This is a genomic window from Agromyces humi (genome assembly GCF_009720255.1).
In the GTDB taxonomy this organism is placed as follows: domain Bacteria; phylum Actinomycetota; class Actinomycetes; order Actinomycetales; family Microbacteriaceae; genus Agromyces; species Agromyces humi.
The window spans coordinates 1-25,560 of the sequence record NZ_WJSP02000005.1; the positions used below are offsets into that span (position 1 = coordinate 1).

36 protein-coding genes and 20 tRNA genes are annotated in these 25,560 nt (G+C 67.5%); 51 read left to right on the top strand and 5 right to left on the bottom strand.

The genetic code is table 11. The features are described from left to right. Positions 1–176 precede the first annotated feature (176 nt). The 6 genes from GH736_RS01035 (at position 177) to GH736_RS01060 (ending at position 1,763) form a co-directional block, all read left to right on the top strand. Positions 177–545 carry a hypothetical protein gene (locus GH736_RS01035; RefSeq protein ID WP_159599432.1) on the top strand — a complete coding sequence of 123 codons (369 nt, stop codon included), beginning with the start codon at positions 177–179 and terminating at the stop codon, positions 543–545. A gap of 23 nt (positions 546–568) precedes the next feature. Further along, positions 569–820, top strand: coding sequence for a hypothetical protein (locus GH736_RS01040; RefSeq protein ID WP_159599434.1), 252 nt, complete (start codon positions 569–571; stop codon positions 818–820). A 30-nt stretch (positions 821–850) separates the two neighbouring features. Continuing rightward, a tRNA-Glu gene (locus GH736_RS01045) sits at positions 851–925 on the top strand. Next, positions 925–1,001, top strand: a tRNA-Met gene (locus GH736_RS01050). The genes GH736_RS01045 and GH736_RS01050 overlap by 1 nt, the downstream gene beginning before the upstream one ends. 50 nt (positions 1,002–1,051) lie before the next feature. Next, positions 1,052–1,603, top strand: coding sequence for a hypothetical protein (locus GH736_RS01055; protein ID WP_159599436.1), 552 nt, complete (start codon positions 1,052–1,054; stop codon positions 1,601–1,603). 84 nt (positions 1,604–1,687) lie between these two features. Next, positions 1,688–1,763, top strand: a tRNA-Gly gene (locus GH736_RS01060). 1 nt (position 1,764) lies between these two features. Here the strand turns inward: GH736_RS01060 and GH736_RS01065 are convergent. Next, entirely contained in the window at positions 1,765–2,310 is a 546-nt protein-coding gene (locus GH736_RS01065) for a hypothetical protein (RefSeq protein ID WP_159599438.1), read from the bottom strand. 92 nt (positions 2,311–2,402) lie between these two features. Between GH736_RS01065 and GH736_RS01070 the strand changes: the two genes are divergently transcribed. The 5 genes from GH736_RS01070 to GH736_RS01090 all read left to right on the top strand — a co-directional run bounded on the left by GH736_RS01070 (position 2,403) and on the right by GH736_RS01090 (position 3,190). Further along, a complete protein-coding gene (locus tag GH736_RS01070) occupies positions 2,403–2,750 on the top strand; it encodes a hypothetical protein (protein ID WP_159599439.1) in 348 nt (115 codons plus the stop codon). A gap of 28 nt (positions 2,751–2,778) precedes the next feature. Continuing rightward, positions 2,779–2,852, top strand: a tRNA-Pro gene (locus tag GH736_RS01075). Positions 2,853–2,932: 80 nt separating this feature from the next. Then, positions 2,933–3,005, top strand: a tRNA-Lys gene (locus GH736_RS01080). Between the two features lie 7 nt (positions 3,006–3,012). After that, a tRNA-Val gene (locus GH736_RS01085) sits at positions 3,013–3,089 on the top strand. A 25-nt stretch (positions 3,090–3,114) separates the two neighbouring features. Beyond that, positions 3,115–3,190 (top strand) — tRNA-Gly (locus tag GH736_RS01090). A 3-nt stretch (positions 3,191–3,193) separates the two neighbouring features. On the opposite strand, the gene GH736_RS01095 is transcribed toward GH736_RS01090, so the two are convergent. Further along, on the bottom strand, positions 3,194–3,661 hold the full coding sequence (locus GH736_RS01095; protein WP_159599440.1) for a hypothetical protein: 468 nt from the start codon (positions 3,659–3,661) through the stop codon (positions 3,194–3,196). Between the two features lie 257 nt (positions 3,662–3,918). Between GH736_RS01095 and GH736_RS01100 the strand changes: the two genes are divergently transcribed. The 4 genes from GH736_RS01100 (at position 3,919) to GH736_RS01115 (ending at position 4,863) form a co-directional block, all read left to right on the top strand. Further along, the gene (locus tag GH736_RS01100; RefSeq protein WP_159599441.1) at positions 3,919–4,377 is read left to right on the top strand and encodes a hypothetical protein; all 459 of its coding nucleotides are present in this window, start codon (positions 3,919–3,921) and stop codon (positions 4,375–4,377) included. Between the two features lie 30 nt (positions 4,378–4,407). After that, positions 4,408–4,480: transfer RNA gene (locus tag GH736_RS01105), tRNA-Gly, on the top strand. Between the two features lie 65 nt (positions 4,481–4,545). After that, a tRNA-Arg gene (locus GH736_RS01110) sits at positions 4,546–4,617 on the top strand. A 39-nt stretch (positions 4,618–4,656) separates the two neighbouring features. Beyond that, positions 4,657–4,863 (top strand): hypothetical protein, encoded by a 207-nt coding sequence (locus tag GH736_RS01115; protein ID WP_159599442.1) that lies wholly within the window; start codon positions 4,657–4,659, stop codon positions 4,861–4,863. A 4-nt stretch (positions 4,864–4,867) separates the two neighbouring features. On the opposite strand, the gene GH736_RS01120 is transcribed toward GH736_RS01115, so the two are convergent. Next, a complete protein-coding gene (locus GH736_RS01120; RefSeq protein WP_159599444.1) occupies positions 4,868–5,197 on the bottom strand; it encodes a hypothetical protein in 330 nt (109 codons plus the stop codon). A gap of 71 nt (positions 5,198–5,268) precedes the next feature. On the opposite strand from GH736_RS01120, the gene GH736_RS01125 reads away from it, so the two are divergent. From GH736_RS01125 to GH736_RS01245, 25 genes are all read left to right on the top strand, one after another. Next, positions 5,269–5,345, top strand: a tRNA-Thr gene (locus GH736_RS01125). 1 nt (position 5,346) lies between these two features. Further along, a tRNA-Arg gene (locus tag GH736_RS01130) sits at positions 5,347–5,422 on the top strand. 84 nt (positions 5,423–5,506) lie between these two features. Beyond that, complete coding sequence (locus GH736_RS01135) at positions 5,507–5,818, top strand: hypothetical protein (protein WP_159599446.1); 312 nt, start codon at positions 5,507–5,509, stop codon at positions 5,816–5,818. Continuing rightward, positions 5,815–6,867 (top strand): RNA ligase (ATP), encoded by a 1,053-nt coding sequence (locus tag GH736_RS01140; RefSeq protein ID WP_159599448.1) that lies wholly within the window; start codon positions 5,815–5,817, stop codon positions 6,865–6,867. The genes GH736_RS01135 and GH736_RS01140 overlap by 4 nt, the downstream gene beginning before the upstream one ends. A 223-nt stretch (positions 6,868–7,090) precedes the next feature. After that, positions 7,091–7,165 (top strand) — tRNA-His (locus GH736_RS01145). A gap of 1 nt (position 7,166) precedes the next feature. Next, positions 7,167–7,241: transfer RNA gene (locus GH736_RS01150), tRNA-Val, on the top strand. A gap of 59 nt (positions 7,242–7,300) precedes the next feature. Next, entirely contained in the window at positions 7,301–7,627 is a 327-nt protein-coding gene (locus GH736_RS01155) for a hypothetical protein (RefSeq protein WP_159599450.1), read from the top strand. A gap of 29 nt (positions 7,628–7,656) precedes the next feature. Beyond that, the gene (locus GH736_RS01160) at positions 7,657–7,884 is read left to right on the top strand and encodes a hypothetical protein (protein WP_159599452.1); all 228 of its coding nucleotides are present in this window, start codon (positions 7,657–7,659) and stop codon (positions 7,882–7,884) included. A gap of 32 nt (positions 7,885–7,916) precedes the next feature. Then, positions 7,917–7,990: transfer RNA gene (locus tag GH736_RS01165), tRNA-Thr, on the top strand. Positions 7,991–8,015: 25 nt separating this feature from the next. Then, entirely contained in the window at positions 8,016–8,357 is a 342-nt protein-coding gene (locus GH736_RS01170; RefSeq protein ID WP_159599454.1) for a hypothetical protein, read from the top strand. A gap of 32 nt (positions 8,358–8,389) precedes the next feature. After that, on the top strand, positions 8,390–8,986 hold the full coding sequence (locus tag GH736_RS01175) for a hypothetical protein (RefSeq protein ID WP_159599456.1): 597 nt from the start codon (positions 8,390–8,392) through the stop codon (positions 8,984–8,986). A gap of 48 nt (positions 8,987–9,034) precedes the next feature. Further along, positions 9,035–9,110: transfer RNA gene (locus GH736_RS01180), tRNA-Arg, on the top strand. Between the two features lie 67 nt (positions 9,111–9,177). Further along, the gene (locus GH736_RS01185; RefSeq protein ID WP_159599458.1) at positions 9,178–10,389 is read left to right on the top strand and encodes an RtcB family protein; all 1,212 of its coding nucleotides are present in this window, start codon (positions 9,178–9,180) and stop codon (positions 10,387–10,389) included. 97 nt (positions 10,390–10,486) lie between these two features. Then, complete coding sequence (locus GH736_RS01190; RefSeq protein ID WP_159599460.1) at positions 10,487–11,341, top strand: hypothetical protein; 855 nt, start codon at positions 10,487–10,489, stop codon at positions 11,339–11,341. Between the two features lie 89 nt (positions 11,342–11,430). Beyond that, positions 11,431–12,366: a DUF4190 domain-containing protein gene (locus GH736_RS01195; protein ID WP_159599462.1), complete on the top strand. Its 936-nt coding sequence runs from the start codon at positions 11,431–11,433 to the stop codon at positions 12,364–12,366. Between the two features lie 155 nt (positions 12,367–12,521). Further along, a tRNA-Gln gene (locus GH736_RS01200) sits at positions 12,522–12,593 on the top strand. Between the two features lie 66 nt (positions 12,594–12,659). Continuing rightward, positions 12,660–13,865 (top strand): glutathionylspermidine synthase family protein, encoded by a 1,206-nt coding sequence (locus GH736_RS01205; protein WP_203230610.1) that lies wholly within the window; start codon positions 12,660–12,662, stop codon positions 13,863–13,865. After that, a complete protein-coding gene (locus tag GH736_RS01210; protein WP_159599464.1) occupies positions 13,862–14,464 on the top strand; it encodes a hypothetical protein in 603 nt (200 codons plus the stop codon). Before GH736_RS01205 ends, GH736_RS01210 begins: the two co-directional genes overlap by 4 nt. Before the next feature lie 125 nt (positions 14,465–14,589). Then, positions 14,590–14,662 (top strand) — tRNA-Ala (locus GH736_RS01215). A 62-nt stretch (positions 14,663–14,724) separates the two neighbouring features. Then, a tRNA-Thr gene (locus tag GH736_RS01220) sits at positions 14,725–14,797 on the top strand. A gap of 58 nt (positions 14,798–14,855) precedes the next feature. After that, a tRNA-Pro gene (locus GH736_RS01225) sits at positions 14,856–14,929 on the top strand. Between the two features lie 42 nt (positions 14,930–14,971). Then, positions 14,972–15,565: a metallophosphoesterase gene (locus tag GH736_RS01230; RefSeq protein ID WP_159599466.1), complete on the top strand. Its 594-nt coding sequence runs from the start codon at positions 14,972–14,974 to the stop codon at positions 15,563–15,565. 34 nt (positions 15,566–15,599) lie between these two features. Then, on the top strand, positions 15,600–15,935 hold the full coding sequence (locus GH736_RS01235; protein WP_159599468.1) for a hypothetical protein: 336 nt from the start codon (positions 15,600–15,602) through the stop codon (positions 15,933–15,935). Between the two features lie 65 nt (positions 15,936–16,000). Beyond that, positions 16,001–16,071 (top strand) — tRNA-Cys (locus GH736_RS01240). Between the two features lie 100 nt (positions 16,072–16,171). Next, entirely contained in the window at positions 16,172–16,687 is a 516-nt protein-coding gene (locus tag GH736_RS01245) for an HNH endonuclease (RefSeq protein WP_235933787.1), read from the top strand. On the opposite strand, the gene GH736_RS01250 is transcribed toward GH736_RS01245, so the two are convergent. Together GH736_RS01250 and GH736_RS01255 are read right to left on the bottom strand one after the other, a co-directional pair. Beyond that, positions 16,684–16,836: a hypothetical protein gene (locus tag GH736_RS01250; protein WP_159599470.1), complete on the bottom strand. Its 153-nt coding sequence runs from the start codon at positions 16,834–16,836 to the stop codon at positions 16,684–16,686. The genes GH736_RS01245 and GH736_RS01250 overlap by 4 nt on opposite strands. Before the next feature lie 122 nt (positions 16,837–16,958). Then, a complete protein-coding gene (locus tag GH736_RS01255; RefSeq protein ID WP_159599472.1) occupies positions 16,959–18,215 on the bottom strand; it encodes a hypothetical protein in 1,257 nt (418 codons plus the stop codon). 192 nt (positions 18,216–18,407) lie between these two features. Between GH736_RS01255 and GH736_RS01260 the strand changes: the two genes are divergently transcribed. The 11 genes from GH736_RS01260 to GH736_RS01305 all read left to right on the top strand — a co-directional run bounded on the left by GH736_RS01260 (position 18,408) and on the right by GH736_RS01305 (position 25,441). Beyond that, the gene (locus GH736_RS01260) at positions 18,408–19,121 is read left to right on the top strand and encodes a class E sortase (RefSeq protein ID WP_159599474.1); all 714 of its coding nucleotides are present in this window, start codon (positions 18,408–18,410) and stop codon (positions 19,119–19,121) included. A gap of 13 nt (positions 19,122–19,134) precedes the next feature. Continuing rightward, a complete protein-coding gene (locus GH736_RS24400; protein ID WP_203230611.1) occupies positions 19,135–19,308 on the top strand; it encodes a hypothetical protein in 174 nt (57 codons plus the stop codon). A gap of 4 nt (positions 19,309–19,312) precedes the next feature. Further along, positions 19,313–19,780 carry a dUTP diphosphatase gene (gene dut / locus GH736_RS01265; protein WP_159599476.1) on the top strand — a complete coding sequence of 156 codons (468 nt, stop codon included), beginning with the start codon at positions 19,313–19,315 and terminating at the stop codon, positions 19,778–19,780. A 264-nt stretch (positions 19,781–20,044) separates the two neighbouring features. Then, on the top strand, positions 20,045–20,365 hold the full coding sequence (locus GH736_RS01270; protein ID WP_159599478.1) for a hypothetical protein: 321 nt from the start codon (positions 20,045–20,047) through the stop codon (positions 20,363–20,365). A gap of 19 nt (positions 20,366–20,384) precedes the next feature. Then, entirely contained in the window at positions 20,385–20,966 is a 582-nt protein-coding gene (locus GH736_RS01275) for a 5' nucleotidase, NT5C type (RefSeq protein WP_159599480.1), read from the top strand. Further along, positions 20,963–21,619 carry a 5' nucleotidase, NT5C type gene (locus GH736_RS01280; RefSeq protein WP_159599482.1) on the top strand — a complete coding sequence of 219 codons (657 nt, stop codon included), beginning with the start codon at positions 20,963–20,965 and terminating at the stop codon, positions 21,617–21,619. Before GH736_RS01275 ends, GH736_RS01280 begins: the two co-directional genes overlap by 4 nt. Then, complete coding sequence (locus GH736_RS01285; RefSeq protein WP_159599484.1) at positions 21,619–22,389, top strand: sortase; 771 nt, start codon at positions 21,619–21,621, stop codon at positions 22,387–22,389. The genes GH736_RS01280 and GH736_RS01285 overlap by 1 nt, the downstream gene beginning before the upstream one ends. Then, a complete protein-coding gene (locus GH736_RS01290) occupies positions 22,386–22,871 on the top strand; it encodes a DUF6993 domain-containing protein (RefSeq protein ID WP_159599486.1) in 486 nt (161 codons plus the stop codon). Before GH736_RS01285 ends, GH736_RS01290 begins: the two co-directional genes overlap by 4 nt. Positions 22,872–23,125: 254 nt before the next feature. Continuing rightward, positions 23,126–23,701, top strand: coding sequence for a hypothetical protein (locus GH736_RS01295; RefSeq protein ID WP_159599488.1), 576 nt, complete (start codon positions 23,126–23,128; stop codon positions 23,699–23,701). Between the two features lie 70 nt (positions 23,702–23,771). Continuing rightward, on the top strand, positions 23,772–24,839 hold the full coding sequence (locus GH736_RS01300) for a type II secretion system F family protein (RefSeq protein ID WP_159599490.1): 1,068 nt from the start codon (positions 23,772–23,774) through the stop codon (positions 24,837–24,839). A gap of 65 nt (positions 24,840–24,904) precedes the next feature. Further along, positions 24,905–25,441 carry a hypothetical protein gene (locus GH736_RS01305; RefSeq protein WP_159599492.1) on the top strand — a complete coding sequence of 179 codons (537 nt, stop codon included), beginning with the start codon at positions 24,905–24,907 and terminating at the stop codon, positions 25,439–25,441. Positions 25,442–25,560: the final 119 nt, after the last annotated feature.

The following is a 25,560-nucleotide window of genomic DNA, read 5'->3' on the forward strand; positions in this document are numbered from 1 at the left end:
CGCATGAGGTAGACGACTCACACCTGATCAACCAGCAACGCCGCCACACCGTCTACGGATGGTGGGCCGACTAGAGAGGAAGCACGTGCATGGCACCGAGCGCCGAGTCTTAGTGACCGTCGCGCACTGACCCGCCAACCCTGGCGGGCCGCGACGGTCGGAGACGAGAACCGACCATGTCCCGCACCAACGCGCACACCCCCGCATGCGTGCTGCAGCTCCGACCGGAGCACCAGATCCACATCAACCACTACTGCGGCCGAAACGGCCGAGCCTGCGACGCCGGCGAGACCGTCACCGCCACCACCCTCACCCCGTGGTGCAGCTGGGACATCCCGTGGCAGGAAGAGCGCCGCCACTGGGGCGGGTACCGGAACGCGAAGAAGGACCGCCACGACGCGTGGTGGGGCCCGGACCGCGCCCACACCCGCGACACCCTCCACGACCTCGTGAAGGCCCACCGCGGCGGCGACCTTCTCGACGACACCGACCAGCCCGACACCGGCCACCGCCACACCCCGTGGCGCGGCGGGTACTGGGACTGACGACCACTGAACGGAGGAACACCGTGACGAAGCTCATCGCGATTGACCCGCCCGGCTGCGGCTGCACCGAGTGCATCGTCGGTGAGTACCGCCCGTTCGACCATGCCACCGCCGGTGAGCTGTACCTGCTGCTCACCGGCGAACTGGGCGACAACGTCGGGTACATCTCGGCCGGCGAGATCTCCGACGAGATCGACAGATTCACCGGCATGGACTGGAGCCTCGCGATCCAGCAAGCGAACGAAATCAGAAACGCCAATCTCAGCCTGCGGTAAGCAGGCGCGCCGGCCGTCAGGTCGGCACTCGGCCCATTTGAGTAATGAAGCTCGGGGAGGTTCTCAGCCTCCAGGGAGCCGGTTCAAGTCCGGCATGGGTCACCAGCGGTGTAGGGCAGTCCGGTAGCCCGCCTGGCTCATTCCCAGGAAGTCGCGGGTTCGAATCCCGTCACCGCAACCAACCAAGCGGCCGCGCATGAACGCGACGACCGACTTCGAAAGGACCACCTCATGGACCGCCCCGCCCTCGAGCGCAAACACGCCGACCTCGGCCTCCGGTTCACCCCCGGCGGTCTCGGATCCTTCCCGGTGCAGGCGTACGGGTGGTTGGGGGAGGACCGGTTCTACTTCCGGTTCCGGCACGACTGCGCGCAGTTGCGGGTCGGGCCGGTGGACGCGGCGTTGAACGAAGCGGAAGCGCTCCGGAGCGTGCAGCAGGAGGTGGCGTTCCGTGAACGGGACCAGATCAAGCTTGCGCTGCTCGGTCCGGACGCCGATGAGATGGAGCGCCGCTGGGCGGAGGTCCTCTCGTCCCGCCGGATCGGCAAGCGGCCGCAGCACGCAGGCACTCCGGACTTCTACCCGAACCGCGTGACCCGGCACGCGTTCCGTTCCAATGTCACCGGTGAGGAGTACGCCGGGACCTTGGAGCGGGGCGAGTTCGTCGCGCTGTTCGAGGAGATGATGCTGGACCTGCAGCCTGTACCGGAGGAGCAGCAGATCAACGAGCACACCATCGAGTGGCTCCGGAAGGGCGGCCTCTGGCCGCTCGGGACGCTCTGACCCGCTGCGAGCTGTTCCCGCGCATGTAGTTCACGGCGGCACGGCACCACCCCTTGAGGGCCAGGTGCTCTGCCGCCCCACTTTGCCGACGTGGCCCAACTGGTAGGGCATCTGCTTCCCAAGCAGAGGGTTGCGGGTTCGAGCCCCGTCGTCGGCTCCAGTCAGTCCCGGTCGCCGCGGCCTCCGCCGTCGCCCCACCAGCCATCGTTGGTGTCGTCGTCGCGGTCCCGGCCGTGACGACCCCCACCCTCGACCGGCGCCGGCTCCTCAGTCGGCTCAACCTCCGGCTCAGGGACGTACTCATCCTCGGAGCTCGCCTGCTCCTGCAGCTCGGTGATCTGCTGCTGCAAGCGCGCCTGCTCGTCGAGGAGGCGTTGACGTTCCACGGCGTCCGCTGCAGCCTCAGCGAGAGCGATCTCAGTGTCGATCTGCTTGTCGAGATCCTGGCGGACGAGCTCCATCGCGTCGACGATCTTCCCAAACCGGGTGTCGTCGACCTTCCCGGCTCCCCGGGCGGCGGTGAGAGCCGCGCCGAGCTCATCGAGCGCCCCGATGGCGGACTTCCAGTCACCTGCAGCGGAAGCTGTGCTCGCGTCCACGACGTACCCGCGCAACGCGGCCGCGGTCGCCTGGTCGTACGCCGGCGCACACGCGGACAGGAAGAGGACCGCCGCCACAGCCATGACGGCGCGCACGCCCGAACGCATCCCAACTCCTCTTGCCCGGATACGAGGATACGTGCCGCGGAGAGCGCCTCCGTACCTGAGCCGCGCATGAACTGATCGACTAGAGGAGCAGCATGGACGAAGACGATTGGGCAGCCGAGTACCGCGCGACCCTCGAGCCACAGCAGACCTACCCGCCCGGCACCGCCTGGGCTGACCTGCCGGACACCATCGAGCGGAAATGCTGCCTGTACAAGTCCTGCGGCAACACGACAATCGTGAAGACGGCCGTCCCGTTGATCGACCTGGACAGCCCGACAGGTTCGCGGCACGGATACGTGTACGCCCGCGAAAGCAACGGCGACTACTACTTCCGGGTGTGCGACACCGTCGACGAGCTCATCGAACGGGTGTGCGACACCGTCGACGAGCTCATCGAACGGGTGAACGACCCGACGTACTGGCCGGTCCGGGAGGGCTGACCGACCGCCGCCTTCTGGTGGCGGGCCACGGGGTGTGGCGAAGTTTGGTATCGCGCGCCGTTCGGGACGGCGAGGCCGCAGGTTCGAACCCTGTCACCCCGACGCGGGAGGGTCACACCTTCCACAACGACGCCGTCAAGCGGCCGAGCCATCTGGGTGCGGCGGGGCGGACGGCGTCGTCCGGGCCTCTAGCTCAGTTGGTAGAGCAGCGTCCTTTTAAGTCGCGGGTCGTCGGTTCGAGCCCGACGGGGCCCACCCACACGCACCGGTAGCTCAGCCCAGCAGAGCACCCGCCCGACACGCGGAAGGTCGCAGGAGCGAAGCCTGCCCGGTGCACCACCACCGCCCACGCGGCGCACTACGTGCGGATGTCTTCCAGCAGTCCAGGATCCCCGGCTTCCACCCGGGCAACGCCGGTGCGAATCCGGTCATCCGCTCCAGTCTCAGAGTTCCCCAGCCTCAGCGCGGCGGAGGATCTCGTCCATGCCGGTCACCACGCCGTTCCAGTCCTCGCGGAGCATCTCCATCCACCGCGGGGCGACCTGAGCTGGTGGAGCACCGACAGAGAGCCCAAGGTCAGCGAAGCGGCGGCTGGAGGGGTCACCTTCCGCGCCTTCCTCTCCGAGTCCGAGCACAGACGTCCACCGGTTCCTGAGGGTGGTGAGGTCGAAGAACGCGATCTGGTGCGCCCGGACCCGAATCACCAGCCCGTCGGGGTGGTAGTCGGATTGCCGAATGGACGCCTGCACACCGGGCCACATCGCGCGCAGGCGACCGTCGATGTCCTGCATGATCTTCTTCTCGAAGAACCCAGCCACGTCGCGTCCCTTCATCGTCGGTGGATGGAGCCTATCGGTGCCGGCCAACCGGCAGTGATCGTCTTTTGCCACCCCCAACACTGGGAGTCCCATCCGCACGCCACCCTCGGTACCGTCGGAAGGCCCCCGCGCCCTACGGCGGACCTGAACGGAGATCAGTCATGGTCGACATCACTCCCGGATCGGCAGACGGGCCGAGCGGCGCAACGGACAGCCACCCGGTCTCGGATCCCGTCCCGGGGGACGCACCCGTCGAGGCGACGGCGGCAACGCCGGCGCCGGGAGGACCACCTCCGGCTCCGCCGAGCACGGTAGGTCCCGTCTGGAAGGCGCCGTGGTTCCTACCGACCGTGGTCGGCGCGGGCGCCCTGGTTGTCGGAATCCTCGTCGGCGTAGCGATCGGCGTCCCGGTCGGATCCTCTGCAACCGAGTCGCGGCTGAAGCAGGAAGCGGCGTCCGCCGCTGCCGCCGCGGAGAAGGCAGCGGAAGAGGCGAAGTCCACGTTCTTCGCTGACGCCGTCAAGAAGTGCAACCTCGTCGCGTACGCCGACGTCGAAGATGACGGCACCACCCTGATCATCGACGGTGAAGGGGAAGACGCGCTGTCAGGCGACATCGACTTCACCGGCCTGGACTGCGTCATCGACGCGGTCGGCACGCCGAGCCGTGTAAGGGAGCTGATGTACGAGACCCGCAGCCTCGACGGTCGCCAATCAGGCAACTGGGAGGCGGAGGACGCCGAGATCGAGGCGTCATGGTCGTACCACCCGGACGATGGACTGGACATCATCTTCGAGCTCGTAAACTGATCCACGGCCTGGGCGGCCGCAACGCCCCACGCGGATGTAGCGCAGCTGGTAGCGCGTCACCTTGCCAAGGTGAAGGTCGCGGGTTCGAACCCCGTCATCCGCTCAAATATCTGGCCGGTTGGGCGCCATCAGCCCCGGCCGACGCCGCCCCACCCAACACGTCATCACGCGGCTGTAGCTCAGCGGAAGAGCGCCCGGTTTCGGCCCGGGGTGTCGGGAGTTCGAATCTCTCCAGTCGCACCGCCCGCGCATGTACGTTCCCCACCTGTGAGGAGCCGCATGCCGACCAGCACCGACCGTGCCGAACGCCCGGCCCGTCGGCCGGCGCGCACCCCGATCAGGGAGTTGAACCTCTACGACCTCGCCCGCCAGCGAACCACCGAGTCGGTCGGGGAAGCGGAGATCGACTGGATCCCCTCTGGGAAGTACCTCGACCAGGTTGCCGCGGTCATGGCTGGCGTCGGGCAGGACCGTTCCAGCGACTGAGCTTTCAGGGCGCGGCGAGCACCGTGGACTGCGCGGCAAGTTTCCGTGCGGCTGACCGCGGTGACCCCAACGCAGAGGTGAGCTTGGACGTCCTGGTGACCGTTGCGGTGTCCGCCGCCGGGTACCAAGTGAACACAGCCTCCCACCACTTCAACTGGCACCGGTAGTACGCGTACATGCGGGTTTCGTCGGCGGCAACGAGGATCGCGGCGTGCTCCTCACCGGGCATCAGGTGGCACCCCACGTCCGCCACCCTCAACTCGTTCGCCACGAGCTTGTCCAACTCGATCACCGTCGCAAACGTGTTCTGACGCTCCATATCGGATGATGGCACGGCGGCTCCTTCGGGTTCCCAGTTCCGAGCACTGTACTGCTTCGCCGGCACCGTTCGGGAACCCATCTCTCGCCCCTGTAGCTCAGTTGGCAAGAGCGTCCCACTCGTAATGGGAAGGTCACCGGTTCGATTCCGGTCAGGGGCTCCACGCGCTCGTAGTTCAGCGGAGAGAACGCTGGCTTGCGAAGCCAGAAGTCGCAGGTTCGAATCCTGCCGAGCGCACCAATTACCTCACAGCCCGAGACCCGAAACCGCCTGCCGGGTACGCGGTCTTCCCCTACGACCGGTCGCCCGCGCATGTGACGGGTGATGGAACCGCTCACCTCGACGCTCACATGCCGGCTCTACACGTTCGCTCGACGTGCCGGCACCGCCCTGGCTGAGACGTACGACGTCACCGACCGCCGCGGCGACCTCATCGGGTACGTCCGGCTCCGCCACGGGGTCTTCAAGGCGGTCGCCTACCCGGCGAACGGCTCGAAACCCCTCGCCCTCGAGGTGGAGCTCGGCGGCCGGCGAGCCACGTTCACCACCGACCGGGAACGCCGCCGATACCTGGCGAAAGCAGCGACCGCCATCCGCAAAGCCATCAAGACCGCAGCCAAGGAGGCCGCCAGATGACCGCTACCCTCACCCGAACCCAGACCCGCGCTCTCGCCACCATCGCCGAGATCATCGAGGTCGCCCCGATCCCCGACGCCGACGCGATCGAACGAGTCCGCGTGCGCGGCTGGGACGTCGTCGTCAAGAAGGGCGAGTTCCGCCCCGGCGACCTCTGCGTCTACATCGAGGTGGACTCCCACCTTGATGTCACCGACCCGAGGTTCGCGTTCCTCGCACCGCGGGGCACCCGCACCACCCTCGAAGGGTTCACCGGGCATGTCCTGAAGACCGCGAAGCTTCGCGGCCAGTACTCCCAGGGGATCGTGTTCCCGGTCGCGGAGTTCCCGGAGGTCGCCGGGTACGCGGCCGGTGACGACGTCACCGACGTGCTCGGGATCGTCAAATGGGAGCCGCCGATCCCCGCCGCGCTGGCCGGCCTCGCCCGTGGTGCGTTCCCATCCGGGATTGCCCAGACCGACGAGGAGCGCATCCAGAACCTCGCGCTCATCCTCACCGCACGCGACCATGACTGGATCCCCACGGAGAAGGTCGACGGCACGTCCATGACGGCATTCATCGAACCCGACTACGACGGTATCGCCGGCCGGAACTGGGACCTTCAGTTCGCCGAGAACCACTCCATGTGGAAGTTGGCGTTCGAGCATGATCTCCATGGCGCCCTTCGCCGGGCGTACCCCGACGCGACCAAGGCTGCCGTGCAAGGGGAGCTGTTCGGCGCCGGCGTCCAGGGGAACCCGCTGAAGCTGAACGAAGCGCGGTTCGCCGCGTTCACCGTCCAGGTCGACGGCGTGGAGATCCCCCGAGGCGAGTGGCCGGCGGAGGTCGCCGCCCTCTCCGTCCCGGTTTATGACCTCCCGTACCCGGCCACCGTCGACGAGGCGCTCGCGCAGGTCGAAGGCCTGAAGTCGCTGATCGCTCCCGACCGCGCCGCCGAAGGCATCGTCTGGCGGGCCGCGGACACGGCGCAGGTGAAGGCGGGGGACTACTACGTCCGTGCTTCATGGAAGGCCATCTCGAACAGGTACGCCATGAAGAACGATCGCTGACCTCACAACTTCCGCCGGGTGGCACCGGTGGGCGCGCGCCAGCGTACGGCGCCCGGATCGACGGCCGGAACTGGCATCCGTCGAGGCTTGGCCGGTCATCAGGCACAACCCTCCTCGAGGTGACGTATCGAGGCGCGCAGGGGGCCACCGGTAATACCGGCCCGTGCATCAGGAAGCGAACCCCTGGCCGTGACCTTGCCGCCAACAAGGAAGCCGGCACATGGTGGCTGTAGCTCAGCGGTAGAGCGCCCGGTTGTGGTCCGGGAAGTCGCGGGTTCGAACCCCGTCAGTCACCCCACGCACGCGTAGCTCAGCGGCAGAGCACCTCGTTTACACCGAGGATGTCGGGGGTTCGATCCCCTCCGCGTGCACCAGTCCGCGCATGGTGTGACCACGGCCGAAGATCGGCCCACCCCGACTCGAAGGATCACGGATGCCCGGCCCTCTCCATCTCGTCTCGCTGATTGCCGCGGCAGCAGCGGCGTTCGCTGCGGCGCTCTTCGGACTCTTTGGAGTCGTAAACGCCCAAGTGGCTGAAGACCAGGACCGCGTCCACCTACGCGAGTACGCCTCTGACGTCTACGCGGTCGAGCTGTCCGACGCCCAGGCCGACGACCTCACCAAGGAGTCGCTCACGAAGCGCATCCGGGAGACATCCGTGACCCAGGACGGCGTCCGCTACACAGTCCACGCGGTACGGGACGCCGACGACGATTACATCCTCGTCCTCCCAGACGGGAGCGAACTCCCGAAGCGCTGAGTACGGCCGGACCCGCGCATGTGATCGTCATGAAGGATCGCATCGGAGCATCAGCCCTCACGCTCGGCGGTGTCGGGCTCATCGGCGAGATCGGGTTCATCACCGCTGACATCAACGGCGCCGACCCCGACCTCGCAAACATCGGTGCGGTGGTCAGCCTGGGCGTCGTGTTCGTCGCCCTCGTCCTCGGACATGTCGCAGACCGGCTCCGCGAAGACTCCACAGCACCGTCCGCTCCCGTCCAGTGGTGGGAGTGACCAAGCCCGCTCACAGCTGATGTGAGCGCCACGCCCTAGTAGCTCAGAGGCCAGAGCAGCCGCCTTGTAAGCGGAAGGTTCGCGGGTTCGACTCCCGCCTGGGGCTCTCAACAACCGACCTGGAGACCACGATGTCCAAGCTCCGCGCCTCCATCGAGGAGGCCACACACCACTTCCGTCACAACGGGATGAGCTCCACTGACGCGAACCGCCTCGAGGGTGAGCTCCACAGAGAATTCGGGCTTGGCCTCCACACCGTCGTCGTGAGCTTCGGCGATGAGGTCGTCACCTCCTGGATCACCGACCGCTACATCAGCCCGTACTCCGACCCGCGAGCACCAGACGTTGAAGCCGCCGCGTGGCTCCGGGAGAAGCTCGGCATCCAGGTCCAGGCCGGCGGTGACCGCGAGTGGGGGTCCGACACCCTCCGCAGGTACGCGTCCGCTGAGACCGTGCAGAAGTGCGGCCTCTGACCGGGTAGGCAACGGTGGGGCAGGATGGTCGCATGGCCGACGACGCCCTCCAGTACGCGCTCCGCGCTGAATGCGAGGCGCCGCTCGACCTATTCGCGGCCGCGAACCACGAACTCGTCGAATGGTGGACGTTCACGGTCGTAGCGTTCGGTGAACCTGACGATGATCCCGGTGAGACCGCCGCGGTCGCCCAGGTGGCGGTCATCCGCAACCTCGACGACGACCCGACCGTCTGGTGGACCTTGCTTGACAGCGACTCTGCCGATCTCGCCGAAGCCGGCGCCGGGCTGCACGAGAAACTGCTCGAGGACCCGGACTGGTTCGCCGACACGTGGGCTGACCACCTCGTCATCGTCGACCATGTCACCGTCGAGGCTGCGCACCGCGGCCGCGGGCTCAGCGGGCAGATCATCCAGGCGATCGAGCGGATGTTCCCGGACGGGCTGTTGATCCTCATCCCCTCCGATCTCGACGAACGTGGGACCGTCCCGGCCGACCCGGCGCATGTCAGCCCGGCCGATCCGCGCCGCAGCCCGGAGAACTACCGGAAGCTCCGTGAGCACTGGCAGTCCGTCGGGTTCGAAGACCTCGCCGGGAAGACGATGTACCTGCCGCGGGAACGCGGCTGAGCCCGTCGATCGTCGAACGTCCGCGCATGGACGTCATGGCATCACCACGCCTCCGTGGCCGAAAGGACAAGGCAGCGGCCTTCTAATCCGCAGAGTGCAGGTTCGAGTCCTGCCGGGGGCGCCAACACGGCTGGCGGCCGACTCCGCCGAAACACCACCCCGCGCCAAGGCGCCAGACGAAAGGGACGACCATGTCCAACACCCAGTTCCCCGTCGAGCTTCGCGGCGCGAAGTCGCCCACGCTCCTCTGGGCTCACGAGCACGAGATCGAGCAGGCCGCTCTGCAGCAGCTCCGCAACATCGCAGCCCTGGAATGGGTGCACAAGCTGGCCGTGATGCCGGACGTTCATTTCGGGCTGGGGGCTACGGTTGGCTCGGTCATCGCGATGGAGCAGGCGATCAGCCCGTCCGCCGTCGGCGTCGACATCGGCTGCGGTGTGTCCGCTGTCCGCACGAGCCTGACCGTCTCCGACCTCGACGACCTTCACGGCCTCCGCCTGAAGATCGAGGAGGCGATCCCGGTCGGGTTCAACGGACACGACTCCGCGGTGAACGTCCGCCGCCTCGGTCTCGACCGCGGCTGGGACAACTTCTGGGGTTCATTCCGCGACCTCCACTCCGGTGTCCAGAAGCTCGAAGGCCGCGCCCAGGCGCAGCTCGGGTCGCTAGGCGGCGGGAACCACTTCATCGAGGTGTGCTCAGACTCCGAGGACCGGATCTGGCTTACTCTGCACTCCGGCTCCCGGAACATCGGGAAGGAGCTCGCTGAGCGTCACATCCAGATCGCGAAGAAGCTTCCGCACAACCAGGACCTGCCCGACCGTGACCTGGCGGTGTTCTTCCGAGACACCCCGGAGATGCGGGCGTACCGTCACGACCTCGAGTGGGCTCAGGAGTTCGCGCTCCGTTCCCGCGCGGTCATGATGGGCCTGTTCAAGGAGCAGGTCGCGAAGCACTTCGAGTCGAAGGGCGTCACGTTCGACGAGCCGATCAACGTCCACCACAACTACGTTGCGGAGGAGGAGATCGACGGCCGAATGATGCTCGTGACCCGGAAGGGCGCGATCCGCGCCGGCGGGGGAGAGCTCGCGCTCATCCCCGGCTCGATGGGCACCGGATCGTACGTGGTCCGTGGTCTCGGGAACGACCTGTCGATGCAGTCCGCGTCACACGGCGCCGGCCGCCGCCTGTCTCGCGGGGCAGCAAAGCGCGCGTTCGCCGGAGACGACGACGGTGCATCGGCGATCGCCGAGCAGCTCGGCAACATCGAGTCCCGCCGCGACAGCGGCATCCTCGACGAGCTCCCCGGGGCGTACAAGGACATTCACAGCGTGATCGACGCCCAGTCCGACCTGGTCGAGGTCGTCGAGCACCTCGAGACGCTCATGTGCGTGAAGGGGTAGGAGCAGTACGGCGGAGCGTTGCGGTGAACCCGTAGCGCTCCGCCATCCGGTCCGAACCCGCAGTTCCATTCGCCTCACCGAGACAGGAACCCCTCGAATGTCCACTAGCACGACGACCTCCCGCGACCTGACCGGTCTTCCGATCGATCAGCGCGGCCATAGGCACATCTCCCGACGAAGCGGCGAACCGCCCGTGGCGTTGCAGTTCGGCTCGGAAGGCGAGGACGGCGCCAAATGGTTCGGGCTAGACCTGTTCGGCGCCGTGTTCTCCTGCGAGCTGTGCGACGCCTACGCTTCCTGGACCGTGGTGGAGGACAGCGACGGGAACCCCGTTTCCGTCGCCGCGAAGACAGAATGCTCGCTTCCTGAGGGGATCACCACGGTCATCGAGCTGGCGGTGCCGAGCGGCAAGATGATCGTCAACGACGACCTGCGCCCGCTCTACAGCTGGAGCGATCCTGAACGCGGCAAGCCCAGCTACAACTCTGTCGCCGGACAGGCGCTGGCTATCGAAGAGATGGCCGAGCAAGGCTGCGCGTACGGTCCGGTTCTCAACAGCAGCCCGTCGCTGATCCGCACCGGCGACGACCAGTACATCATCAGCCACTACGACTCCGAGCTCGGCCCAGGCGAAGATGACAACCCGCACGGCGAAGCGCTGGCATCGGTCTGCACGGACCTGTGGGCGTACTCCATCGCCGACTACGACGACTGGTTGTCGAAGCTCACCGAATGGCTGGCACAGCCTGATGCCGACCTGGAGAATTCCTGGCGGATGAAGGATCTCGCCGCCTGGTTCAGGAGCGGTGCTGACCCGAAGGACCTTCCGTGGACGATCACCGTTGTCGACGTGACCCCCGGCGTGTACCGGTTCACCCACCACACAGGTGAGGCCGCCTTCGATCACGACGCTTGGCCGGCGATCTTCGCGCACGTCGAACGGATCCGCTGACCCACCGACGGCGCGTCTGGGGACTGTGCCACTCGAAGAGGGGCCACACGTTTTCTCCGTGGCAGCACGCGGTCTGGGAGGCTTGCAGGATGTCCACCATTCCGCCACCTCCGGGGCAGCAGCCGGAGCCCGCAGCATCTCAGCCGACTGACCCGTATGGCGCACCGCCGGCAGGTCAGCCGTATGGCGCCCCGGTCGCCGCTCCGACGTTCCCGTACGGGGCGCCGCAGCCGGTCGGGCCAGCGCCGTCAACCACGAACGGACTCGGGATCGCATCGATCATTCTCGGCGGTGTCGGGCTGCTTCTCGCGTTCATCCCGTTCGTGGGGCTGTTCGGTGGGTTCCTCGCGTTTGTCGGGCTGGTTCTCGGCATCATCGGAATCCTGCAGAAGAACAAGTCGCGGGTCACCGCGATCATCGGAACGTCCCTGTCCGGGCTGGCGTTGCTCCTGTCGATCCTGATGGCGATCACGTACGCGGCCGTCCTGGTCAACGCGGTCGACGAGGCCGGCATCGACGCTCCCGCTGTGGTTGAGGAAGGCGACGACGCCGCGCAGCCCGCAGATGAGACACCCGCGGAACCCGAGCTCGGCACCCGTGAGAACCCGGCGCCGTTCGGGTCCACCGTCGTCGTCGACACCCTCGACGGGCCCGTGTGGGAGGTCACCGCGGGTGCCCCGAATCTCGACATCACCGCCGACGTGAAGGCTGCCAACCAGTTCAACGACGACCCGGCACCGGGTAACGCGTACGCGTCCCTGCCTGTGACGATCAAGTACGTCGGTGAGGAGTCCGGCGCGCCATTCGATCTGTCGTTCACCTACGTGAGCCCGGCAGGGCAGTCGTACGACGGCTCCTACGTGGTCATGGACGGGCAACTGTCCGACATCTCCGAGCTCTACACGGACGCGAGCGGCACCGGCACGGTCATCATCGAGATCCCCGTCGAAGGCGCCGCAGCCGGGGTCTGGGGCGTGGAGTACATCCTCGCCGGCGAGCCGATCTTCTTCGGCAACGCCCAGTAGGCGAAACGCACCATCGAGGGTCGGGTCGCACAGCGCGGCCCGGCCCTCACCCATGCCGGAACCCGCGCATGGTGCATCCAACAGGACGAGCTGAGCACCGGCTGTCCTGTCACCCGGCCAGGCGGCGGTCCATCCCCGCCTGGTCGGAGCCATGATCCCCCATGGTGTAACGGCAGCACGGCAGCCTTTGGAGCTGTCAGGTCTTGGTTCGAATCCAGGTGGGGGAGCGTGATCCGGGCACGGATCTGGCAACATAGGCACGCGCTCCAGCGCCCCACACCCGAAGGACGACGTTGATCCGCACCCCCTCGAAGCCGCGCCCTGAGTGGCGTTCCAGGTTCGACAGCATCGGCTTCACGTTCTACGACATGGAGTCCGAAGGTGGCCGCCCGTACTGGCAGGAGGAGGCCGCGTACGGCTTCACTCTCGGCGAGGTGGACGCCCTCGAAGCGGTGACGAAGGAACTCTTCGGCCTGTGCATGGAAGCTGTCGAGCACATCGTCCGTAACGGCCGGTTCGCGGAGTTCGGGATCCCGACGTTCCTGCACGAGCTCGTCGCACGCTCCTGGGATGAGGACGACCCCACCGTGTACGGCCGGTTCGACCTCGCGTACGACGGCGGCGACACGATCAAGATGCTCGAGTTCAACGCCGACACCCCGACATCGCTTGTCGAGTCCGCCGCCGCGCAGTGGCAATGGCTGGTCGAGTCCCGCGGAGAGGACGCCGACCAGTTCAACGCCATCCATGAGCTCCTCGTCGAGCAGTGGGAGCACATCCGCACGGAGCGGCTCGCCCTGCCAGCCGGTGCCCGCCTGCACCTCGCGTCGCTTCACAACACCGGCGACGGCGAACTGATCGTCGAGGACGCCGACACAGTCGGCTACATGGCGGAGACGGCGAAGGCCGCCGGGTTCGACACGAAGCAGATCTTCATGGAGGACGTCCAGTTCGACGTCGACCGGCGCCGCTTCATCGACTCCGACGGCGAACCGATCGAGCGGATCTTCAAGCTGTACCCATGGGAGTGGATGGTCCGCGAGCAGTTCGCGGAGCTTCTCACCTCCACCCGCGACAGCACCGTCTGGATCGAACCGATCTGGAAGATGCTGCTGTCGAACAAGCAGCTGCTCGTGGTGCTGTGGGAGCTGTTCCCCGGCCATCCGAACCTGCTCCCGGCGTACACCTCACAGGAGATGCTCGCAGGCCGTGAGTATGTCTCCAAGCCGAAGCTCGGCCGGGAAGGCGCGAACGTCACCATCTACGACCAAGGCGGCCGCCCCGTCGCCCAGCAGGGCGGCGAATACGGCGAGGAAGGGTTCGTGTTCCAGGAGCGCGCCACACTCGGCCAGGTCGACGGGAAGACCGTCATCGTCGGCTCCTGGGTCGTCGGGGAGACCCCTGCCGGCATCGACATCCGCGAGACCAGCGGCCCGATCACCGGCGACCTCGCCGAGTTCGTCCCGCACTACATCATCGACGCCGAGGAGAGCCGTTGACCGCCACCCGCCGCCGCGGACAGCTCGAGCTGTCCGGAGTCGCAACCCACCGACCGTCCGCCCCGAAGATCGCCACGGCGATCGGTGTGGCCGGCGCCATGTTCCTCCTCGCCGGCTGCGCGACATTCCCGGAGGACGGGGAAGTCGTCACCGGCGCCGACGGTGAGAACTACGTCCTCCCGGACGGCACGGAGCGTCCGGTCTACCGGTCGAAGGAAGACTGCATCGCCGACGTCACCGAGCAGATGAAGAAGCTCGCCGACGCCGGTGAGCCCGTCCAGGGGGACCCTGACCAGTTGTGCGAGTCATCCGACGGGTATCACGGCCACTACGGCGGCGGGGCCCTCTGGCTCGGTCCGCTCCTGTTCTCCGGCTCCCGATGGGATTCACCGCGTGTGAGCTCCTGGGCGCCGGTCACCCAAGGCGGGTTCGCGAAGCCCGGCTCCGTCGCGCACTCCGACGTCGTCGAGAAGGCCCCGGCCGGGGCGAAGGTGGGCACCCGGGCACCGCTGTCCGGCGGGTTCGGGTCGTCAGGGAAGGCAGCTGGATTCGGGTCCTCGGCGAAGTCCGGCTCGCATTCCGGGTCGTTCGGCGGGTAACCCGCGCATGTAGACATCGAACAGGGTCCTCACGGGTCCTGGACCGGTCGTCTCACCGCGACCGCGGCATATCGCGGGATTAGATACCCCGCACGCCCTCAACGGTCGGAAGGCCGGTGAGGTGCGGGCCCATAGCTCATCAGGTAGAGCGTCTCGCTGGCAGCGAGAAGGTAGCAGGTTCGAGACCTGTTGGGTCCACAAGGTCAGGGCAAACCTGACCCCACGCAGCGACAAGGGTCACCTTCGGCTGCCGCGTTCACGCCCCCGTAGCTCAGTGGTACGAGCGCTCCCTTGGTATGGGAGAGGTCCCGAGTTCAATCCTCGGCAGGGGCTCGAGACCGGAAAAGCCGGTCTTACGCAGCGTCAATTCTGGCGACCGACGCTGCGGCACCGGGGTGTAGCTCAGCTTGGTAGAGCGCCCGCTTTGGGAGCGGGAGGTCGCAGGTTCGAATCCTGTCACCCCGACGTGGAACACAACACCGCCTTCGCGAAGGACGCCTAAGAGCCATGCTCACCTTCGACTGGGTGACCTCCGACCACCACTTCTCTCACGCCCGGATCATCGAGTTCTGCGACCGGCCGTTCTCCTCGGTCGGCCACATGAACGGCGAGTTGATCCGCCGCTGGAACAGCGTCGTCGGACCAACCGACACCGTCCTTCACCTAGGCGACCTGAACCTCGGCCCGTTCGACCAATCGCTCGCGCTGACGATGGCGCTGAACGGCGACAGAGTGCTCATGCCCGGGAACCACGACCGAGTGTCTACCGCGACGAACAAGCCCGCGTACGTCGAGACGTTCCGGAAGCGGTACGAGTCTGCCGGGTGGACGGTCGTTGACGAGATCGTCGACGTCGAAGTTTCCGGACAGCGCCGGCTCCTCGCGAGCCACTACCCCTACCGGGGCGACTCCCGCAAGGACGTCGAACGGTACGCCGGCCACCGCCCGGTCGACACCGGCCTTCCGCTCCTCCACGGGCACACCCATTCGAAGGAAGCGACCCGGCCCGGCAGCCGCGAGTTCCACGTCGGCGTCGACGCACACGACTTCACCCCCGTGCACGTCTCGGTCATCGAGGCGTGGCTCGACACGCTGCCCTGACCGGAAGCACAGTCCCGCCGCGCATGGATGGTGCATGACGGAGAACACCACCCCACGGACCTGGGACGTGCACGGCATGGACTACGGCCCTGACACGCGCGGGACCCGGTACCGGCACTTCGGCGAACACCGCTGGGTGCGGCTCTGGGGCGACCACCCGATCGTTCCGGGGCGGCTCATCGAAGATCCCGACGGAGGCCTCATGGGCTGGCTCGACGCCGACCAGCCAGGACGGGGAATCCACATGGTGGAGCTCCGCCAGCTGTTCCCGATGCAGTTCCCCTACGGCGTCCAAACCGAAGTGGATGCCGGTGGAGGGGAGCCGATCCCACTCCGGTTCGAGCCCCTAGAGGCGGCAGAGTCCAACTGATCCACCGCGGCCAACTGGCCGCATGTCTCACCCCTGAAGATCGCCGCCCAGGCCGTGATCTCCATGGCGTCTTGCCCGAGTGGCTAGGGGCTCGCCTGCAAAGCGAGAGACGTCGGTTCGAACCCGACAGACGCCTCGATCTTCATCCACTGTGGGGTCTTCGACGACGACGACCAACGCCCAGAAAGTAGCAACACCGACCGAACTACCCGAACACCGAGAGAGGAAAGAACCCCGTGACCGCCGCAGTCGTCGTGCTGAACGCCAGCTTCGAACCGCTCGGGATTGTCTCGCTTCACCGAGCGATGGCGTTCCTGCTGAAGGAGCGCGCCGTCATCGTCGAAGCGGTCCCCGGTCAGACGGTCCGGTCAGCGACAGCGGAGTACCCGTTCCCTCGAGTTGTGCAGTTCCGGGAGATGGTGCGCGTCCCCTACAAGTACGGTGTGCAGCCATGGACTCGCGAAGGTGTCCTGCAGCGCGACCGTGGTCTTGGGTGTGCGTACTGCACCAAGCCAGCACGGCCGACGACGATCGACCACATCATGCCGAAGTCGCGGTTCGTCGGGAACCCGAACACCTGGCTGAACACGATCGCAGCTCACACCGAGTGCAACGGCCGGAAGGCCGACCGCACCCCGCTCGAGGCGGGCATGCCGCTGCGCTACCAGCCGCGTGAGGTGACTACGAGGGACACGCTGCTCGTCGCGATGGCAGAGGTCGGCGCTGACCTGGTCGCCTTGGGGCTCGCCTAGTCGTCGTCCGCGGGGTCCTTCTCGACGGCGTCCTCGTCCCAGCGCCCGCCGGAGAGCAGGTTGAGGTACGCGGCGAACGCCGCCGGTTCCTCTTCCGGCGTGATGCCGTGCTCGGCCCTGTACTCCGCCCAGCTCTGCCGGTCGTTCACCTTTCAACGGTGGGCGACCGGCACGGGCTGGCGCAAGCCCTTGCCCGGCGCGAGCCCCTGGGCATGCGAGAAGCCCCGCCCCCGATGTTGCTGGGGCGGGGCTTCTCGTTTTCGCGCTGGACCTACGCGCTGAATGCGCCGCGCTTGCGCGCGACGAGGAACACGCCACCTGCGGCGATCAGCGTCAGGGCCGCGGTGAGCGGGCCTGCGAGACCGAAGCCGGTGTCGGGGTGGCCCTCCTCGGCGACGGCCGCAGCGGCTGCAGCCTTCACCGTGATGGTGCCGGACTGGTACTCGACGCCTGCGGTGTCGACGAGCACGATGTGGTGCTCGCCGGCCGGGGCGTTCGCCGGAATCTTCACGTAGCCGTCGATCTTGCCGTCGGCGTCAGCGGTGAGCTCGCCGAGGAGGATCGGGTCGGAGTGCAGGTAGACCTTGACGACCTCGTTGGCCTTGAAGCCCGAGCCGGTCACGCGGAAGTCCTCACCGGCGACAGCGTCAGCTGCCGGGACGGTGTTGGCTGGCTTCGGGGCCTCGGCGCCGGGGTTCTCCGTGCCGGGGTTCTCGGTGCCGGGGTTCTCGGTGCCAGGGTTCTCCCCACCGGGGTTCTCCCCACCGGGGTTCTCGCCGCCGGGGTTCTCCCCACCGGGGTTCTCGCCGCCGGGGTTCTCGCCGCCGTCACCGGGCTCCTCGCCGCCGTCACCAGGCTCCTCGCCGCCGGGGTTGCCCCCGCCGTCGCCAGGCTCCTCGCCGCCGTCACCGGGCTCCTCGCCGCCGTCACCAGGCTCCTCGCCGCCACCGGGCTCCTCGCAGTCCTCGGCCGTGGCCGGGCGCGACTGCTCCTCGGTGTCGCCGATCGCGGTCTCGCCGGGGACGAACGACTGCGTCGGGACGTCCCAGACCCAGTCGTAGCTCTCGGCGCCGTAGTGCGTCCATGCGAAGACGCCAGCCTCACAGTCGAGCGTCTCGGGGCCGTCGTACGCGGCTGCCGTGGTGACCGGGTCGGGCTTGACGTCGTCGGCGCCAGGACCGCAGTCAGCGGCTGCGCGCTCGTCGACAGTGGCGTCACGGGTGGTGTCGGTGACGTCGCCGCCGGTGGTGCCGGCGGGGTCCTCGATCCACGTGTCGGTGCCGCCGTCATCTGCCTCATCCCACACCCAGTCCTGCAGGACGGCGGAGGTGATGCGGATCGGGATGCTGCCGTCGAGACAGTTGGCGGGGCCGGTGGCCTCGGTGATCTCAGCGGTCACCTCGACGGCGTCCGGCTTCGGGCTGTCGGGCGCGGCGAACGCCGGCGACACGAATGCCCCAGCGACGCCCGAGCCGACCAGGACACCGGTCAGCGCGAGTGCGCCGAGCCGGGTGGTGCTCTTCTTCATGTTGGTCCTTTGGTGGATTGCGTGATTCGCGGCGGCCGCCAGCAGCTGCAATATGCACACGGACGCCGCAGGAGCATTCCCAGCGGGAACGCACCGTTGCCTCCTCATGCACACGCCGCCGCAAAACCGGGAGGATTCCCGGACACGGACGCCGAGAACCACATGCGCGGGAATCCCGCGCATGAACTTCGTATGCGCCGCCACCGGATCTTCACCATCGCCGGCGAGCTGCTCCTCACCGCTGGAGTGCTCGTCCTGCTGTACCTCGGATGGAAGCTGTGGTGGCAGGACACGATCGCCGCGCAGCAGCAGACCGCAGCGGCGTCGGCGCAGTCCGAGGAATGGATCGACGAGTTCGACCATTCCGGCCGGACCGGCGTCGACTTCGACAAGTACGACCCGCCGGTCGGCGTCGCCCCGGCCACAGATCAGGGGTTCGCGGTGCTGTACGTCCCGAGGTACGGCGCTGACTACCGACGCAACATCGCTGAAGGGTTCAGCGACCAGGTGCTCGACAGCTTCGACCTTGGCATCGGCCACTACCCGGGCACCCAGATGCCCGGTGAGGTGGGGAACTTCGCGATCGCCGGTCACCGCTCCGCGTACGGCGGGGCGATGCACTGGATCGACCAGCTGCAGCCCGGGGATCCGATCATCGTGCAGACCGCCGACGGCTGGTACACGTACCGGTACCGGAGCTCGGAGATCATCGAACCGTCCGAGATCGAGGTGGTGCTGCCCGTCCCGCGGCAGCCTGGCGTCGCGCCGGTGAAGCGGACGATCACCCTGACCACCTGCGACCCGCTGTACTCGTCCGAGCACCGCTGGGTGGCGTACGGCGAGTTCGAGTCGTTCTCCGCACCGAACGACCCGCCCGCCGATGTCGAACACCTCGTCAACCAGTAGCCGGAGGCCCACCATGTACGCAGCCTTGTTCCGCACCCTTCCAGGTCCGCTGTGGCTTCGGATCGTCCTCGTCGTGATCCTCGCCGCGGCGATCGTGCTCGCCCTGTTCGCCTGGGGATACCCGTGGATGGACACGATCATCGACCCGCAGGACGTCACGGTCGCCGACCCGGCCGCGCATGAGTAGTGGCATGACCACCATCGCCGCCGACCTCGAGGTCGAGCAGATCAACATCAAGTTCAAGCGACTCCACCCCGACGCAGTCATCCCGAAGCAGGCGAAGTACGGCGACGCCGGCGTCGACGCCCGCTCCGTCGACACGTACGTCCTCGAGCCCGGCGACACCGTCCTCGTCCACACCGGCTTCGCGGTCGAGATGCCGTACGACACCGTCATGCAGGTGTGCTCCCGTTCCGGGCTCGCGCTGAACCACTCGATCATCGTGCTGAACGCCCCCGGCCTCGTCGACGCCGGCTACCGCGGCGAGATCATGGTCATCCTCCATAACGCCAGCCGGAAGCAGTTCACCGTGAACCCCGGCGACCGGATCGCACAGCTGATGTTCCAGCGGTACCTCGTCCCGGTGTTCGTCGAGACCAACGAACTGTCCGCTTCGGATCGAGGCGCCGGAGGCGCCGGCCACACCGGAATCGCCTGATCCGCGAGGGTCCTCGGCTGGGTGTGAAACCTGAGTCACAGACCACTCTTCTCCCAGCTTTTCCCCAGCCGTTGACGCCCGAAACGGCCGCCCCGCAAACATCTGGCGTCATACGCTTTCAGACGTCCAGTGCAGGGCATGCGCTGGGCAGCAAGGGTGCCCGACCACAGTTTCGGGTTCTGGGGTCGGGCGGGCTGAGAAGGGGCCGCTTTCATCGGGTGAGTGGCCCCTTCTACCCCCACGGTCGCCGCATGGCCCAGAGGTATGCAACACCTCGACCTCCCCGCCGCCGAGTCCGCCCGCGATGACATCGCCTCGCTTCCGCCTGCAGCTCGAGCGGAGATCTCCGCCCACGCGCTCAGCACCGTCGACTACACGTACTGGCTGAAGAAGGCTGCCGCGACCGCCGTCGCAGCCGACCCGGACGCCGAAACGTTCCTGTCGACACTCGACCCCGACCCCGGCGTGAACGGCCCGGCCGTCGCCGCCCTCGTCGAGCCGCTGATCGGACGAGGTGTCCACCGGGCGCAGCTGTGGCTGCTCACCGGCGCGTACGACGGGCATCTGGCCGCCGCTGCCGCGTGATTCCGCGCATGGGAGTGGCATGAGCATCCCCTTCACCGTCCTCCTCGACATCGACAAGCCGATCGCGATGTGGGAAGAAGGCGTCGTCGACCTGGCACGGGAGATGCACCCCGACGTGGAGGTCGCTGATGCCGGCACCCGTGAGGTGTATGACTTCCTGCCCGTCACTCCGGAGCCGGAGCGTTCGTCCCTCCTCGCGGCGATGAACGCGCCCGGACTGTATCGAGGGTTCCAGGTGGTCGAGCATGCCCTCGAGACCATCGACCTGCTGCTCTCCGACGGGGTGAACGTCAAGCTCTGCTCGACACCATCACCGACGAACCCGACCTGCGCGTCCGACAAGTACTGGTGGGTCGGGGAACTCAGCAGGGAGCTCGTCAAGCGAACCACCCTGACGTTCGACAAGACGATGTGCATGGGCCACGTCCTCGTCGACGACAAGGACGTCATCACCGGCGACAACCCGAACCCGATGTGGGAACGGATCATCTACGACGCGCCGTACAACCAGCACGCGACCGGCCTGCGCCTGTACGACTGGCGCGACCTGCCGGCCATGCTCGAACCGATCCGGTTCTCGTACGAGCGGCGTGCAGCATGACCGGACCAGCCGTCCTCACTCGCGCCGCCTCCGAGGCCGCGTGGCTCGAGCGAATGCGGAACCACCCGATGCGGGGCCTCATGCCGTTCACAGTCCTCATGGACATGGATGGGCCGACAACCCACTGGTACCGGTACATCGTCGACGAGACGAAACGCCGGAACCCCGGCCTCCACGTCCACGAGCCGCACGAGCACACCAGCTGGAAGATGCTCTCGGAGCTGCCTGCCGACGAAGCTGCCGCGATGAACGAGGTCATGAGCAGCCCTGGACTGTACCGGACTATGACCGCCACCCCCGGCGCTAAGGAAGCGATCGCGGGCATGTTGGAGCTCGGCTGGCTCGTGCGGTTCTGCAGCACAGCGTCGCTGGACAACCCGACCTGCGCGTCCGACAAGCTCGTCTGGCTGGAAGAGGAGTACAGCCGCGACCTTGCCAAGACGGCGATCCTCACCGGTGACAAGACCTTCGCTCTCGGCCATGTGATCGTCGACGACAAGGACAAGATCACCGGCGACAACCCGAACCCGGTGTGGCTGCACACCGTCTTCGATGCCCCGTACAACCAGGGAGCACAGGGGCCGAGGATTGCCGCCGACTGGTCCAACTGGTACGAGGTGCTCGGCCCGCTCGCTGAGGCAGCCACGGCCTGATGAGCGGACGTCGGCGCGCGCGGAGCCGGACACACCCGATCACCGTCGGGTTCGAGGTGCTCCTCACCGTCGGCGTCCTCACCTGCGGATACCTCGGCTGGAAACTCACCCCGGATCCGCCCGCACCGCCGGTCCAGGTTGAGGCGGCAGGTCTCGCGAGCGACGACTGGGAAGCGGAGTTCGCGTCCCTGTCACGCAGGACCGGCCCAGAACTCGAGCGAATCGCTGACGAGGAGTACCGGAACCTCAACACCGACCCAGCCGACATCGGCACGGTCGTCGGAGTGCTGTACGCACCGAGGCTAGGGGACCAGTTCAAGGTGACGATCCTCGAAGGCACGAACAAGGACGACATCCTCGACACCGGCGCCGCCGGCCGCTACCAGCAGACCGCGCAACTCGGCGGCGCCGGGAACGCGGTGATCACCGCTCACCGTTCCGCGTACGGTTCGCCGTTCTGGAACCTTGCCGAGCTCCGCGTCGGCGACCCGATCTACGTCGAAACCGTCGACGGCTGGTACGAGTACCGGTACCGGAACTCCGCGTACGTCGACCCGTCCCAGATCTCCGTTCTCAACGACTGGCCGGACACCGAGAACATCGGGTTCGACCACCTCCTCACCCTCATCTCCTGCAACCCGCGATACGTGGCCAGCGAACGCCTCGTCGCGTACGCCCTGCTCGAGTCGTTCACGCCACGGAGCGAACCCGCACCGGCGGACGTCGCACCTCTCCTCGACATCGAACCTGACCGTGGGGTGCACTGGTGACCGGCAAGGGCACGGTCGCGATCGCCGCGGCCGCTGCAGCATCGATCGGCGCTGCCGCGATCCTCTGGGCTCTCGTCCTCTCCGCGCCGGCACCGGAACCTCCACAGGTCGTGCTCATCGTCCCCACGCTCGAGCCCGACGCGCCGGCGGCACCGCCTCCGGTGTACGCAGCGGAGATGACCGACTCCGGCGCCAGGCGGTTCTTCGACCACGTCGCCACCCAGGTCGCCGCGACGGGGAGCATGGACGGCGGCGCCTACGCTGCAGCGTTCGTCGCTGCCGGAGTGCCAGGCGAACTCGTGGAAGCAAGCGAATCGGTCACCACCGACGGATATGCGGCTGAGACCGTGCAGTTCTCCGTCCGCTGGGCCGACCGGTGCGTGATCGGCGACGTCGGCCACGGCACCTACACCTCGCAGGTCGAACCAGCGTTCCACTGGGGCACCTGCCTGGCCGGGAACACACGCCCGCGCACCTGGTAGTCGCCGCATGCCTCCCCGATAAGCGCGCATTGCGCGGCTTCCGGGACGGCAAGGAGTGCGCAATCGACACCGCGGACGATCTGAACCGTCTACGCGCCTGCGTTCACTCGATCCCGGACGACCCGCCCGTCTACGGGACGTGGTGGGCTGGAGATGAGGGTCGCTGGCTGTACGACCAGATCGCTGAACGGTTCGGGACACCGATCTCCGCGTGGCTGCGGCGGCGGTTCGGGACGCCCTGCGACCCCTACGACGTGGCGAACACCGCTGTCGACATCCTCGCAAGGCCCACCTCCCTCTCCGGCCTGCAGTCCGCGTACGAGCCGTGGACGTACCTGTACTCGATGATCCGGCGGGAGCTCAGCAAGCAGCTCGGCGGGTTCTTCCGGGTGGATGTCGGCGGTGACCTCAGCCGGGTGTGCGAGGAGGCGCGCGAGGAATCTCCGCTCACCCCCGTCGACGAAGCCGTCGACCAGGTGACTCGGATCCTCGCCCCACACGCGGGGATGCCACCGAACCGGCTCCGCGAACTCGTCGCGTACTTCGCCGACCACGGAGACCGGAACCTCTCGCACCTCCACTCCGTCGCCGCACGCGACCCTGAGCTCCTCCAGCGCGGATACACGAAGGGTCAGATCCTCGCCGCCGCGAACGCGGTGCTCGGCGCCCGACCTCGGCATTGGGAAGCGTCCATCCTCGGCGAAGTGATCCGGGACCGCGACTGGACGCCAGCAGCATCACCGGCGCACTGGCGGGCGATCGAGAAGTTCGGACGGCGGATGCGCCAACCAGAAGGGACCGACGTCCAGGAGTTCGCACGCGCCGGCTGATGAGCGTCTTCGCCGCATGTCCACCCGATGCCCGGCAGCCCCGCGCTGCCCGAACCGGAGGACCCACACCATGACCGATTCGTCCGTCACCAACCCGTACGAGGTCGACATCCTTCGCGGACGCCGCGCAGGCGACGAAGTGGTCGCTAAAGCACTCGACACCCTCGCAACCCTCCTCGCCGGCGGTGACGAACGGGCAGCGCTCGAAGCTGCAGCGTCACGGTTCCAGAGCTACGACATCGGCAGGTCGTTCGCGCGCGCCACCGCCGGGCTCGACCTCGGCACGATGACTCTCCGCGAAGTCCTCGCAGCCGAACCGGTGATCCCCGAATCCGTCCGCCGGCTCGTCGAATACGACCTCAACACCCCGGTCGAAAACATCCTCGCCCGCGCGGCGCAGCGGATCACCGAGCACCGAACGCTGCAGCGTCGCCTCTGGACGTCCTCACTCCCTGGCTTCGTCGCATTCACCGCCGCAGCCGCGCTCGTCTGGGTGGACGCGACGTACATCATCCCGGAGTACGTGAACACCTTCGCCAACCTGAACGCGGACGTTCCACCCCTGGCTTCAACGGTCGTCGACGCCGCATCCGTCGCCCAAGTCGTCGCCGTGTGGGCTCTCGGAGCTGTCGTCGCGGCCGTCCTGTTCCTCGCGACGTTCGGCCGTGCCGTCCCGGCGGTCCGCGCAGCCGTCGAACGGGCGTCGTTCCTCATCCCCGGTGTCGGACCTGCGATCAAGCTGGCTGCCGTCTCCCGGTTCCTGGAGGTGCTCGGCGACCTGCTGGCGGCTGGCGCACCAGAGCGTGAAGCACTCCGCGCAGCCGGCGAAGCGGCCGGGCCGGAGACGTTCCGCCGGGCCGGGAACGCAGCCGAAAGTGTCGCGGACCTCGCTTCGGTCAAGCTGCTCCCGGAGTCGGCGCGGTTCCTGTTCAACGCGAACGCTGGCGCGGTCGACCAGATCGCCCGGCGCTCCGCCCAGAAGTACCTTGCAGCCTCCAACGAGCAGCTCGACGTGTTCTCCCGCGTGGCCGAGCCGTTCGGGAGCGTCGCCGCGTACACCCTCGCCGTCGTTGTGGTGCTCGCGTCCGTCGCCCCGCTGTTCGCTATCGCCCCAGCGTTGGCTGCCTTCACCGGCTGATGAGCGTCACAGCCAACCCCGACCTCACGTCGCACGGAAGGCCTCTCGCTGCACCGGCGCCATGGATGGTCGCCACCCTCACAGCCGCTGCAACGAACGCTGCAGCGATCCCTGCCGGGCCGGTGTACCAGCTGACCCTGACCGCCGTCGCGTTCGTCGCTGGCCTCCTCGGGCAGGTCGAACCTCGCGGCGGGACGCTCAACGCCTGGCAGCTGCTCTCGTTCACCGCGGTGGTCGCCGGGACTGTGGCGACAGCGCAGGCACTCGGGACCGGGAGGGCTCCAGCGCTTGTGGCCATCGTCGTCGCATCCCTCACCGCGATCGTGTTCCTGGCGATGTCCGCAACCGGTGGGGCTGCGTCCGGCGATGTGAAGCTCGCCCCGCTGGTCGCCGCGGCAGCCGCGACCATTGACACGATCACCGCCGGCCTCTGGGTGGGATCCACGGTCCTGATCATGGGCGGCGCAACCGTCCTGTCCACGGTCCGTCGCGACAACCCTGAAACACCTCGACCCCTGGCCGCGTTCATGGCGGCCGGCATACCGATCGCGGTCGCGGTGACGTTCTGGTTCAGGCCGGAGTTGGTGGCGCTTCTCGCCTGAACACCCTCGCAAGGTTCAACCCGCGCATGAGCGTCCCGACATGCCCGGCAGAAGCTGGGCTTCGACGACCGGAAGACCCGAATGCGTGAACCCGACAGCCGCTCACAGCAGCCGAACAC